We start from the raw sequence: 13,083 nt of genomic DNA, 5'->3' as shown, positions 1-13,083 counted from the left end.
GTCTCCCTTGTCCCCAGTCCCCCATTCCCCAACTGTAAATCTCGTCACCCCATCATGCTTTGAGCTTCTGATAATATGATATTGTGACTTGGATTACGCTGTTAACAACAAGTTTCCGTTGGCAAGCAGAACTTATGCAAGAGCTGCTTGCAGCTCATAACATACCAACAAAAATTATTGATTTGGGGGTGAAGTCTTATTTGGGGGCTGGAACTTCAGCAGCTTTACAGGTAAGTTTACAAGATAAGTCGGCTGCCTTGTTGCTATTAAGTTCCCAAGAAGACGAGCAAGAGACTTGAATTGGATTACGTATTTTCGTTAAGCTGGCAACCAAAGGTGGATGCGAAAGGTCTGATTTGCTTACAAGACAAATTTGAAAAAATAGTCATTTGTCATCTGTCATTTGTCATTTGTCATATTTTTTAACAAAGGACAGATGACCAATGACCAAGGACAATAAAAGCTACTTGACCTATTTTCGACATATTTACTCTCTGATAAGATACAAATGGCAAACAACGAAGAATCACGCGGTTTAAAATCTCTATTAGATTGGTTTGCAAATCGACGGAAGTCAGGGTCTACTACCCCAGAACGTCAAGAACGTGAGATTGCTGATGGTTTATGGCACAAATGCCCTAACTGTAGTGTCTTAACCTATACCAAAGATCTGAAAGCGAACCAAATGGTTTGTGTGGAGTGCGGACATCACAATAGAGTAGATTGTGATGAGCGAATTCGTCAGTTGATAGATGCAAACACTTGGGGATCGATAGACGATCGCTTGCGTCCTACAGATCCTTTGCAATTTCGCGATCGCAAAGCATACGGCGATCGCTTGCGAGAGACACAGGAAAAACTCGGTTTAGTAGATGCTGTCAAAACAGGATTGGGTCAAATAGACGGTTTACCCATAGCATTAGGCGTCATGGACTTCCGATTTATGGGTGGAAGCATGGGGTCAGTTGTGGGAGAAAAACTGACTCGTTTAATCGAGCAAGCGACACAGAGACGGTATCCCGTAGTCATTATATGTACCTCTGGTGGAGCGAGGATGCAAGAAGGAATGCTTTCCCTCATGCAGATGGCGAAAATATCCGCCGCCTTACAACGCCATCGGGATGAAAAGCTGTTGTACATTCCCGTGTTAACCAACCCTACCACGGGTGGTGTCACAGCAAGTTTTGCCATGTTAGGAGATATTATATTGGCAGAGCCGAAAGCAACAATTGGTTTTGCCGGTCGGCGAGTGATTGAGCAAACTTTACGGGAAAAACTGCCAGAAGAGTTTCAAACAGCAGAAGATTTACTGAAGCACGGTTTTGTAGACGACATTGTACCGCGTACCCAGTTAAAGAAGACACTAGCACAGTTGATTGCCTTACACCAACCCATATCACTGACAACAGCAGTGCAAACACACAACGTTGTCGTTTGGGAAACAAGACCTTTTAGTTCCACAGTGGCTGAATAACTTAATGGCTAATTGCTAATGGCTAATGGCTAATGGCTAATGGCTAATTGCTAATGTTCACAGTAGCTGAATAACCATTACTTGTGGGGTGGGCGTCCTCGCCCGCCCTGTCCGATACGTTATCATTTGCTCGAATCTTTAACCAACTCACCTTTTATTTGTAAAAAAGCAGCTTCTTCTAATTGAATTCTTTCTTGAATCACACGAATCAGCCAAGTTTCTACACTGGGTTCTCGATGTAAGTTAGCAAAGAAAACAGCTTTAGTAGCAACTTCACTGGGAAGAAATACAGAAGTAGAATTTTTCTGAACAAATATACTTGATTCCCAAGCCGATTCATCATTAGCTTGTTGCTCAACTATTTGGTCAATTTCTTCTTCCGAAAGTAAGGAATCATTCATCTCATTATTTCTATTCATATTTGCCATCCGGTAATAATGCGAACTACATTGTTTGGCTTAAGTTGGAAAATAATTTTGAGTTTACGTCCGCTGTAGGATTGCCCAATTAGTTGATAGCGGTCTTTGTAGGATTGATTTCGCCGTACTTGGTAATTTGAAAAGAAACATTCAACAGATTCATTAAACGAGACTCCATGCTCTGCTAGCTTGTCTTTTTCAAAATCATACTCAAAATCGTAAGGAGTGAAATTGAATTTCCGGTTCCCTCCCCTTTCACGCGTGGAGGGTTAGGGTGGGGTAATAAATATTTAATACATCAATCATAACTTTTCAAACATCCTCTAATAAACACGATCGCAAATGCGCCGCCTGTAATCATCTTGAACCATACCGTTGTTAGGATTGCTCAAATAAGAACGCGTCCAGTCACAACCGCGTTTTAATAAATCATCAAGATTCAAATTCCATAAAATCACAGTTTTATCATCACTTGCAGAAGCAATAGTTTGACCATCCGGGCTAAAAGTTACACCAGTCACCGAAGCTGTATGCCCGGTCAAAGCAGTAATTAAAATACCATCTCGCCTCCATATTTTTACTGTTTTATCAACACCGACAGAAGCGAGAGTTTGCCCATCAGGACTGAAACTGACACTATAAACTGCAGCACTGTGTCCCCTTAAAGTCGCCATCAACTTACCATCACCCGATCGCCAAAGTTTGATAGTATTATCATCACTAGCTGTTGCAATGGTTCCTCCATCAGGGCTAAAGGTTACAGTATATACCTTAGCGCTATGACCTTCCAGAGTGGTTATTAAACTGCCATTTCGCCGCCAGAGTTTTACGGTTCCATCCCAACTAGCAGAAGCAATTATCCGACCATCAGGGCTAAATGCAACTGCGCGGACTGCTTGAGTGTGCCCGGTCATGGTTTTGTAAGGCTGGGTTTCAAATCTACCTTGACGATTTAGCCGCCATAGCTTCACGGTTTTGTCAGCACTCCCAGAAGCGATGGTTCGTCCGTCTGGGCTGAAGGCAATACCCCGCACCTCTTCCTGATGTCCGGTAAGAGTGTCAATTAAACTACCATCTTTCTTTCTCCAAAGTTTGATAGTTTTGTCAGCACTGGTAGAAGCGATAATTTCTCCATCGGGGCTGAAGGTAACACCCCGAACTTCATCCTGATGCCCTGTCAAAGTATGCGCTAAGTAGTTATCGCTGACTCTCCAAAGTTTGATAGTTTTGTCGTTACTAGCAGAAGCGATAGTTTGTCCATCCGGGCTGAAGGCAATGGCTCGCACGGGTTGGATGTGATCCTTGAGGGTGTTAATAAAGTTGCCACGGGTACTCCAAAGTTGAACTACACCATCAGCACTAGCAGTTGCAATTAACCCGTTGGGATGGAAACTGATATCAGTCACTCCCGCAGTATGACCATTCAAAGTCGTTATCGAGCTACCATCTCGTCTCCAAAGTTTAACATTGCCATCCCAACAAGTAGAAGCAATGATTTGACTGTCTGGGCTGAAGCTAACACCAGTAACTTTCTCTATGCATCCTGTAAAGATAGTATTTGATAGAGTGCCATCCAAATTCCAAAGTTTTAAAGTTTTATCATCTCCAACAGAAGCAATATTCCTTCCATCTGGGCTAAAAGCAACAGAACGAACTTCAGCATTATGCCCACTTAAACTGGTGACTAAACTACCATCGATCGCTTTCCAAAGTTTGATAGTTTTATCCTTACTGGCAGAAGCAATGATTTGACCATCCGGGCTAAAGCTAACACTGACAACTGCGTCTTGATGACCGATTAGAGTTTTGTAAGGGCGAGTTTCAAACTTCCCTTCGCTGGATTTTTTCCAAATTCTGATAGTTTTGTCAAAGCTTGCAGAAGCAATTGTTTGCCCATCCGGGCTAAAACTCACACTTCTGACACCATTCGTATGTCCGCTCAAAGTCGTTATTAAACTGCCATCACTGACTTTCCAAAGTTTGACAGTTTTATCTAAACTTGCAGAAGCAATTGTTTGACCATCCGGGCTAAAACTCACACTATAAACATCTTCGCTATGTTGGTCGAGAGTTGCCATCACGTTGCCATCACGCCGCCAAAGATTGACGGTTTTGTCAGCACTTGCAGAAGCCAGTATTTGACCATCCGGGCTGAAACTTACACCCCAAACAGCAGCGCTATGTTTGGTCAGGTGGTTGAGTTCTCTAGTACCGTATAAAATTTGTTGCAATGCCGTCACCACCTCTATCTTGGTATCCGGTTCTGCATTGCCAGATTTTTCCAAAAGTCGCAGTTGCTTACCAGCTTCTAAACTAGAAGTCAATCCCTCTAATTGTAGATTAGAAGCAAAAATAGCTCTAGCACTAGCACTAGTGGCTTTAATTTTGGCATTTGTTTCACTGATATTTGTTCGCCACCACGCCACTCCTGCTGCACCAGCAAACATTAAAGCAACAACCAAACTGCCAGCCAAGCCTAATATGATACCCCTACGCAAGCGATCGCGTTGTTTGCGTTCTCTATGCCGCAATCCCAAACTCGCTTCTATAAATGCCCTTTCCGAAATCAACTCGTTTGCACGCTTTTGCAACCATTCTTCCGCATCAGCCAACGGCTTTCCCCGCAACAACGAATCATCATCTTTCCCATTGATGTACCACTGGTGCATAGCCGATCGCAATCCCTGCAGCCATGTCCGGAAATCGCGATCTAACTCAATCCACTGACGCAAGCGTTCCCATTCTCGGATTAAAGCTTCATGAACAATTTCTACAGTTTCTTTACCTGTAGCCTCATCACGACCTGTAACAACCAAACGATCTGAGGCAAGACGAATCACCAAATTCCAATTCCCGTTTCCCACCTCCCCACGAGTAGCCAAACGCCTGGTTTCCTCCGTACCTTCCCCCAGACGCACCAACTGAAGAAAAACCCGTCTTGCTTGTTCTTTCTCCGATTCATTCAATCTAGCATAAACTTGTTCGGCATAACTAGCGACAGCTGTCTTTACACCACCTATATCATTATAAGTAGTGTGAAGAAGCTGCGCATTACTTTGTTTTGCCCAAAGTTCTTGCAAGGCAAACTCTAATAAAGGTAAATCTCCTGCAGAAACACTCACTGCTTCTATAATACGTTCGGTTAACCCAGACTCGAGTGTCACACCAAAAAGCCCTGCAGGTTTTTCTACGGTTGCTTGCAGTTCTTCACGATTCATGGGACCCAGTTTTAAATCGCGATACTGCAACGCATCAGCAAAAGGGCGATACGAAAGAGATTGTGCTAAAAAGTCAGCCCGCAGTGTGAGAATTACAGTAAAATTGGTTAGATTCGTTGCTTCTATTAATCTATCTAAAAAAACCTGGCGCTTTGGTATATCCTGACACAAAGTATACAATTCCTCAAATTGGTCAGCAACCAGCAATAAACGTGTTCCAGGATTTTTCTTGAGTATGCTTTGTAGAACCAAATGTAAAGAATTTTCTTCGTGGTGCAAGTAGTCAGCTAATTGCGTGATTTCCTCTAGTTGGTCGGATTTTATTTGCAGTTCTTGTTGAGAAATAAGAGCAGCTGCTAAAGCGTGAAATGGTTTCGATCCCGGTCTAAAGGAAATAATCCGCCAATAACCTTCTTGCCGCAAATAAGGAATAAGACCGGCAAACACAACAGAAGACTTTCCACTTCCTGAAGGTCCTATGACGGCTACTAGGGGTTTCGAGTATACTGCTTCTACCAAAATGCGGGAGAAACTTTCTCTACCAAAGAAAAATGGTGCATCCTCTTCTCGAAAAGCAAACAAACCACGATAGGGGCATTTATCGGTGGGACGCCGCCCTAAATCTTGCCAACGGGGAGGTACAGTGGCAGGATTTTGAAAAATGACTGGTAGCCAACTTGCACAAGGAAATTGATACTCCAATCCGTGGAGTCTTAATCGTGCTTCCCTTTGAGCCAAGTATAAAGATTTACCACTGGCAAATGCCGGAAGAAAATACGTCACAAATGCTTGAGCAACAACATCTGGTACTGGTTCCCGCATCACAATAATTTGTGGAATGTGCAATTGTTGTAGTTCAAATGCGAGTTCCATACCTTCGCAGGAGTTAAAAATGGCTAGTTGCAAGCCATTATCAACAGCATTTCTTAAAGCGTATTTGAGTTCATCAATAGTTAAACTTTCGGTTTGATTAATACAAATGCAACCGCTTTCTCCCTCAACTCCTCCATGACCGGCAAAAAATAGAATATCCCAAGATTTTTCCCACAGATAATCGTTAATTTCTTGGCGTTTTGGTTCTACAAGAAAGGTTGTTTCAGCATTACGTAAATTTTCCAGAACGTATCGATCTTGTTGAATATCAATACCTGCACTGTTTCCTAGAATAGCGAGGATTTTAACTTTATCTGGTAATGTAGGTGTTTTTACTGAGCGGCGAAATTCTGCATCTGGTGTGCCAAGAGCAACTTCGGCAAAAGAGTTACCGTCTATTAAATCCCACAGATGCCAAGGTAATTTCAATAATGACTGACTTGAAGTTCGTATGAGGACGCGCACTTCATTAGGAGGCATGAGGTGTTGCAAGCACTTATCCCGTATGGCACGAAAAGATTCAGACAGTAGCCATTGGTTCAAAGATTGCTGCAACTCCTGAGCCGATTTGTTGCAATCGTAACGCCACTGCCTTGCTCTTCCCACCGCTTGAACTCGGGAAGACTGACCTACACTTAAGTAGTTTACTCTCCAATTGTCGATCGCGATCGCTAGGTTTGGGTTTGCAGGCAAATAGCCAGTCACTTCCATTCCCAAGCGATTATTTTCTTCCTCTATCGCGAGCGTTACCCGCACAACTTTTTCTAGATCCCCATCTAGTTTTAGGACAAGTAACTTCCGCATTGCCTGCACCTAATATTTTTTGTTAGTTGTTAATGGTTAGTGGTTAGTGGTTGGTAGTTAGTGGTTAGTGGTTAATAACAACTAACAACCAACAACCAACAACCAACAACTAACAACCAACAACTAACCACTAACTACTCACCACCAACCCTCATTTACTGAGTCTGAACTGCTTTTTTGCGGAATATCCACAACGTTTGTATTATCTGAGTTAAAGATAGCCCTCTTTGTTCCTGCACAAAAAGTAGCGGGACAAGTGCTACAAGTCTGAATAAGGCAGAAACGACAAATAAGCCTGGAATACCGCCGAAGAATGTACTTTGTGCAATAAAGCCACCTATAGTGGTACCCAACGCACCACTAGCACCCCCAATAGCAGCTGCGATCGCAAAGTAGACAGATTGTTGTTTGACTGGTGCAACACTTAGCTGCATATTATTGTTACACAAGTCAACAGCGGCTGAAGTCCCACCAAGCAAGATATGGATGAGTGGTAACCACACCCAGATGTCGAAAAAACTCACTTCCACTCCCAGCCATAGCAATGGAGCGATCGCAACTAAAATTCCGACCGATATTAATATGATACGATTCCCAATTTTATCGGATAGCTTTCCCCATAAAATTAGCATCAGCAAATTGGCTCCAGCCTGAATGCTGCTGTAAAGCGTTACTAAGCTAACATCTAATTTTAAAGTGCTCAACATGTAGAGATTGAAATAGGGAGCACTCAGGTTAAAAGCTAACATCCAGGAACTGAAATAGAAAAGAAACATTAAAAAATTTTTATTATTAACAATGCCTTGTACCACGTTCTTATGAGGAGAGCTTTCAACACTTTCTAACTGAGGTTCAATAACATTTTTTGAATCAGTTGGTGTGACAGCAGCTGCATTTTGCATGACTGGATTCATATCCACTTGAAAATGCTGACACCCAATACTGACAACTCCGGCAAAAATTCCAAGAAAGACGAGTATTCCATAACCTTGCAGCGTTCCTCCCGGCCATTTTGACACCACTAAACCTGCCAAAGGAACACAAATCAAATTCGTCAGACTGGCGGCGCTGGTTCGCAAACCAAAATATCTTCCCCGCAATTGTCGGGGAACAATCATTGCTACCCAACTCAACCAAGATGCACTTCCGAGTCCTCCCAAAAGATTGCTCAATAAGACGATAACCATCGTTACAACAACCAACTGGTAAGAATTCATCCATCCTAAGGTATAAGCAATAATGCCAACGATGAGAAACATCCAAAGGACGCGAGCAATACCATGAGTCAATAAGGAATATCGAAAGCGGCTGGTTGTTCGTTCTGAAAGGTAAGCACCTACAGGTTGGATGAGATTCACCACCATTGGAATGGAACATATCATGCCAAAAATAATTGGGCTTGCACCTAATTCCACCAAAAAGTTACTTAACAAAATACCTGTGGTGGTTATGGAGAACACTGCGGCAAACACAGCATCCATAGTAGAAGCTTTTAGGCTGGTGCGAATAGCATCTTTTTTTATGGCTGTCGGACTAGGTGCTGGGGTTGCTGCTAGTTCTGAAATCGCAATTTGAGGAATTTTTGGAGCTAAAGAAGCAGCTGTCTCTAATGGAATCGATTCCATACCTATCTCCACAGATGATTGGTTGATAGTTTCAAAAGAAATTGTTAATTTTTTCGTTATTTTAGCTGCATTTTTAACAAAAGAGATTGGGGGTAGGGGGTAGGGATTAGGGGTAGGATTAGGGGGTAGGGGGTAGGGGGTGACTAGGGAGAGGAAGTAGTAAGAGGTAGACTAGGGAGAAGAATATACTGTCCCCCTTGTGCCTCTAACCCCTACCCCTAATCCAGTCTTAAAAAAAGATGAAATAAGCATTGGAAATTTTTAGGGGTTTTGATTGCGATCGCCTTTTTGATAATTGGAATGCGAGCACTTACCAAGCATTTCCACGAAATCTACCCCAGTCGTTATCAAACTCAGCGTTGGTACTAGCCAGCAAAACAAAAACTTTTGAAACAAGTCCTGCATGATTTGAGGCAAAGCATCCAATATCAAAGTGAAACATGAGGTTATTATGACCAATATATGGATGTGATAAAAACTCGTTGGTTGGAGAAGCAGCGCCGATGTCTTTATTTGATGCTTGAAGTCCTCTTTTTTGATTTTTTTCTCTTTCTTGATGAGCAGAATGTTTGGAACCACTAGATACATATATTACCTCCGAATTGACTTGGCGGATTTTGAGGAAACGTTATTAAAAGTTTTCGTATGGAAATTACATATACGTCTTCCTAAAGATTATTCAACTCTTGCTCTGTTTTATAACAAAAAAGCTTTTGCTAAAGCAGGCTTAGATAGCCCCAAAACACTTGGGATGACTCCGCACTATTCTCAAAGCTCTCTATAGACCTAACCAGAATAGCAGAATCGACCAATATGGCTTCGGTGAAATCCTGAATTAGCACGTAAGCTTACAAAATAAGCTTTGGAGGACAAGTTGTAGACCGAACGGTTATGCACGTTTCCAGTCAGGAAGCTTGCAAGGTTGCGCTTAGCAGTAGACAATACAAAAAGACCGTTCTTCAGCCAAAAATCTGATGTTGGGACTAACTCTGGTGGTGAAATGTTCGGTCAGGGCAAAGTTCAATGATTGTTGAAGGACTTGGACAATTCCGTATCTGACGAAACTTTCCCATTTAGAGTTGCTACCGCAGAAGTACGAGTATTACATCAAAAAAGCACAATGGTTTTTACTGTTGCTTATGTGATGAACAAGCAGTCAGAGCACAAAGCCGAAGCTTGGAATTAATTTCTTATCTTACAGGCAAAGAGAATGGCAAAATGGACGCAAACAGGTTTTGCTTGCCATCACGGAATCTGTTGCTCAAAACTGGATATGACAAAGACTTTGCGATCTGCCACGTTAGCAGGCGTAGACTACGGATCCATGGCAATGGGTAAATACCTGCACCAATTATGAAACAATTTTGACAACCAGTTTGTCAGTGCTTACTCGGACAGCAACCCTCAACAAGCAATGCAGCGAGGACAGGAAACAGCAAATCAATTAGTCAAAGCGATCGCGATGAGTGATACTATTTATAAGGTTTACCATGGAAAAATACATGGATACAGGAACAGAAAATGACTACTCAAAAAACTTATGCCGAAGCTTGCAACTGATTCGTGAAATTTACAATGAGGCAATTAAAAGCCGAGAACCTGTAGTTGTTTCCGGAAGGTGCTGAAAGCGTATCCGTAATTCCACTTCAGAATTGCAACAGTATCATAGAAACAGCTACTTGTTCCAGTACCTGAAATGCAGCGCGTCTTTAGATGCTTTGCAACGTGTCAAGCTAAGACTAATAAACCTCAAACTATAGAGGAGCTTCGTAAGGAGTTTAATTTATCGAAGAATAATAACAAGTCAATGTAGAAAATTTAGAACCGAAGAACTTTCTCATTGAATTCTCAAGAGATTTCACAACCTGACTCGTTTTTGACAAGCAGTTTTTGAAGACCTTACCTTTGGGTAGAGAACAAATAGAAGATGCACTCCGAGTTTATCTCTAGTTGAAGAGATAAGACGCAATCTTTTGAAGAACAGCAGACCTGAAAGATTAAAATATTATCAATGGTCACGGCGCTCTCAAGTAGATCGCATTGTTTATGTCGTGAGTAACAACGCATTGGTTTATTCAAGCCTCGTATCATTAAGCGATCGCTAAAAAAGAGTTTTACTTTTTCATTGAGACAAAATGTAAGTACACTCATTATTTTCAATAAGATACTATGAGAGCTTCAAAATGGCCAACAACTATGGGGCAGTCCGAGTTAGAGTCAAACTGACAAACGCAATAGACGAAGCGATGATAAGCCGAGAGTGCTTGCTCCCCATTTGTTGAGAGAGTGTGAAACGAAGCATTAGTAGATACAGAGCACTTACTCTTGTACTGCCAATGCAGGTTGTCGAACAATTGGGTTTACGAATTAGAGGTAAACAGGTAGCTCGTTCCGCAAATGGACTAGAGAACAGTGGGCGGTTACGAACCGTTCTAATTGAATGTCAAGGAAGACAAACTGCAGATGAAGGATTAGTGGTGGAGACGAAGTTATGCTAGGTCAAGTTATTTTGGAAAAAAACTAGATTTTTTGGTAGATTGCAAAAATCAGCAATTAGTTCCAAATCCGCCAATCTGATTACCAGTAGCAACTACAAGTAGTCCTCATCTTAAGCTTACGGTGTAACAACAACTCATATCTGTCCGTAGATAACATGCGGAAAAGATGCTTAAATTCTTAGCCCTTTGCGACGGCAGGCGCTTCAACTGGTGTAACCACAAGCTAGCGCTGCCTCGTCTTTGCGTGAGTTTTATTTAAGTATATAAGCGGACGTATATCAATCTAAAACTGCAAACAACCAAACAGTTGTTGTACCTGATTCGGGAACTTTGTTATTGACTAATCTCAGAAACTTGTCCTGTCCTGCGCATCGCCCTTATTCGATACATAAACATCGCCTCAGAACCGACGGTAAGACAGTTGCTGACTCAAGCCATTACCATCAAGAGAGTTGTACGAGTTCCATCAGGGCTATCTGGATAAGAGACGCATCTGCGTACCCAACCATGAGGTTCATTGAATACTGCAACGCATACAAATTCCCTTTAGCATCAAATTCTAAATCGAGAGCTGGGTAAAACCTTCGGCAAAACCGTAACTTCGCCATCAGACGCGACTCGCAAAATACGTGCTTTTCCTACGGAAAAGGGAAACCGTGTACTCACTAACATACAAAGCACCATCGGGACCAAATGAAGCACGGTTGAACAGACTCAATCTCGATTTCTTCAGGAATGCGATCGCTTGGAGGTGCTTCAGGAGGTAAAACCTGTCAGAACGGGAGTTGGAAAGACGGGATTGAATCTTTTGCTTGGGAGTACACAAAGATTTCAAATTACTACCATCAAGCCCTACAGTTAATACATTATTGGAGCTGCATCAATAACATAAGCAGTATTATCCTTTTCGCCAGGGCATAAGGATTACTAGCTATCTCACACTGGTATAAGGACATTCCCCCATCAGCATTATTAGCCAATTTCTATTTTGCAAAATCAGCAATACTTGTTGCGAACCGTTTGAAATCTCACTTTATAAAGTTGTCCCCAACTGAACGCTTTCTGGAAAATCATTGATGGTGGATTACACATACCCAATCAAAAGGTAAGGATTTCCTACAGCATCAAATTGTATATCTGGGAACCTTCTCCCGTACTTCCACTAGGTCTTAAAGCTGTAGATGGTAAACCTTCAAGTATGCGCTCTTGTTTTACATCTTTCACTCTAGTGACTGCACCAGTTTGTACCTACACAAGAATCAAGACTTCCAAACTAGGTCCGGGAAGCACCGCCATCTCTCCACACCTGACCTGTATGTAAAGACTGCCATCGGGACAAAGTTAAGACTCTTACATTATTGAGTCCATCAGCACAACGCTGAATGAAGCAGCTACTACTCTTTGAGTTCCAAAAACAGTAGCAAAACCGAATACAAGAGTGCAAAGCTGACAGTTGTTCGAATAGAAATGGTAACGCATACAAGAATTTAGGCGTCAAAAGGACAAAAATCTTTTGTGTTAATTAAAATATGAAGTCTGTACTTTTTACAGAGAATATATAGGATAATGGTAGCGATCGCAATGAACTTTTTTTCGATTACTTGATATTTTTTTTGTTTTTTTTCTATTTTTCATCTAAGAGATGATTTATAATGATTCTTTGAATGTTCCTTCATATTTCATAAGATATATGACGTTTATCTAGAGACAGACTTTGCTCATTCACAAGATTTACTTCATAACGTCTACATGCTAAAGCTCATTCATAGGCATATATACTTGTATGCATTTCCTTAACTCATAATTTTGAAAATAGATTATTGTAGTCTATTAAATAGAACTTTCTCCAAGCCAAACAAACTCTATAGTAATCAGCAAAAACTAACGAATTTATGATGCAAGAGCAACTTGAAGATATAGAAATTCAATGCTGTAGAAGGTATATATCGTTACTATGGATTGATTTTAGAAACTATGCTTTAGCTTCAATTAAACGTCGAATTTGGGGAACAATTGAATCTGAAGGATTACGAGTATCCTGGATTGCAAGAAAAAGTGCTTCACAATCCAGAATGTATGGAAAGATTGTTATTTAATCTTTCAGTAATGTCACTAGCATGTTTCGTGACACTAGTTTTTTTCTAGCTTTAAGAAAAAATTATACCTTATTAG

At 41.5% G+C, this 13,083-nt stretch carries 10 protein-coding genes; 5 read left to right on the top strand and 5 right to left on the bottom strand.

The window, feature by feature from the left end:
• Positions 1 to 83 precede the first annotated feature (83 nt).
• Both F7734_RS21580 and accD read left to right on the top strand, forming a co-directional pair.
• Complete coding sequence (locus F7734_RS21580) at positions 84 to 299, top strand: hypothetical protein (RefSeq protein ID WP_155746580.1); 216 nt, start codon at positions 84 to 86, stop codon at positions 297 to 299.
• A 209-nt stretch (positions 300 to 508) separates the two neighbouring features.
• Entirely contained in the window at positions 509 to 1,474 is a 966-nt protein-coding gene (gene accD, locus F7734_RS21575) for an acetyl-CoA carboxylase, carboxyltransferase subunit beta (protein WP_155746579.1), read from the top strand.
• Positions 1,475 to 1,596: 122 nt separating this feature from the next.
• Here the strand turns inward: accD and F7734_RS21570 are convergent, their stop codons facing one another.
• From F7734_RS21570 to F7734_RS62170, 4 genes are all read right to left on the bottom strand, one after another.
• On the bottom strand, positions 1,597 to 1,875 hold the full coding sequence (locus F7734_RS21570) for a hypothetical protein (protein WP_207714166.1): 279 nt from the start codon (positions 1,873 to 1,875) through the stop codon (positions 1,597 to 1,599).
• Between the two features lie 341 nt (positions 1,876 to 2,216).
• Positions 2,217 to 6,788: a CHAT domain-containing protein gene (locus tag F7734_RS21560; protein ID WP_155746577.1), complete on the bottom strand. Its 4,572-nt coding sequence runs from the start codon at positions 6,786 to 6,788 to the stop codon at positions 2,217 to 2,219.
• Positions 6,789 to 6,943: 155 nt separating this feature from the next.
• The gene (locus F7734_RS21555) at positions 6,944 to 8,413 is read right to left on the bottom strand and encodes an MFS transporter (RefSeq protein ID WP_155746576.1); all 1,470 of its coding nucleotides are present in this window, start codon (positions 8,411 to 8,413) and stop codon (positions 6,944 to 6,946) included.
• Positions 8,414 to 8,674: 261 nt separating this feature from the next.
• Positions 8,675 to 9,001, bottom strand: coding sequence for a hypothetical protein (locus tag F7734_RS62170; RefSeq protein WP_207714165.1), 327 nt, complete (start codon positions 8,999 to 9,001; stop codon positions 8,675 to 8,677).
• Between the two features lie 451 nt (positions 9,002 to 9,452).
• Here F7734_RS62170 and F7734_RS62165 point away from each other — a divergent pair, with 451 nt between their 5' ends.
• The 3 genes from F7734_RS62165 to F7734_RS63700 all read left to right on the top strand — a co-directional run bounded on the left by F7734_RS62165 (position 9,453) and on the right by F7734_RS63700 (position 10,911).
• Entirely contained in the window at positions 9,453 to 9,599 is a 147-nt protein-coding gene (locus tag F7734_RS62165; RefSeq protein WP_207714164.1) for a hypothetical protein, read from the top strand.
• A gap of 304 nt (positions 9,600 to 9,903) precedes the next feature.
• On the top strand, positions 9,904 to 10,038 hold the full coding sequence (locus F7734_RS65450) for a hypothetical protein (RefSeq protein WP_279239749.1): 135 nt from the start codon (positions 9,904 to 9,906) through the stop codon (positions 10,036 to 10,038).
• Positions 10,039 to 10,701: 663 nt separating this feature from the next.
• Positions 10,702 to 10,911 carry a hypothetical protein gene (locus F7734_RS63700; RefSeq protein WP_243147006.1) on the top strand — a complete coding sequence of 70 codons (210 nt, stop codon included), beginning with the start codon at positions 10,702 to 10,704 and terminating at the stop codon, positions 10,909 to 10,911.
• 607 nt (positions 10,912 to 11,518) lie between these two features.
• On the opposite strand, the gene F7734_RS21540 is transcribed toward F7734_RS63700, so the two are convergent.
• Entirely contained in the window at positions 11,519 to 11,746 is a 228-nt protein-coding gene (locus F7734_RS21540; protein WP_155746575.1) for a hypothetical protein, read from the bottom strand.
• Positions 11,747 to 13,083: the final 1,337 nt, after the last annotated feature.

It is taken from the genome of Scytonema sp. UIC 10036, assembly GCF_009725235.1.
Note: the sequence above shows the minus strand (reverse complement) of the source record. Positions and strands in the feature narration are given on the sequence as shown.

Excerpts from the sequence above, each read along its gene's own strand:
- accD (WP_155746579.1), top strand. The coding sequence starts at position 509 with ATGGCAAACAACGAAGAATCACGCGGTTTAAAATCTCTATTAGATTGG.
- F7734_RS62170 (WP_207714165.1), bottom strand. The coding sequence starts at position 9,001 with ATGTATCTAGTGGTTCCAAACATTCTGCTCATCAAGAAAGAGAAAAAA.
- F7734_RS21560 (WP_155746577.1), bottom strand. The coding sequence starts at position 6,788 with ATGCGGAAGTTACTTGTCCTAAAACTAGATGGGGATCTAGAAAAAGTT.
- F7734_RS21570 (WP_207714166.1), bottom strand. The coding sequence starts at position 1,875 with ATGAATGATTCCTTACTTTCGGAAGAAGAAATTGACCAAATAGTTGAG.
- F7734_RS65450 (WP_279239749.1), top strand. The coding sequence starts at position 9,904 with ATGGAAAAATACATGGATACAGGAACAGAAAATGACTACTCAAAAAAC.
- F7734_RS21555 (WP_155746576.1), bottom strand. The coding sequence starts at position 8,413 with ATGGAATCGATTCCATTAGAGACAGCTGCTTCTTTAGCTCCAAAAATT.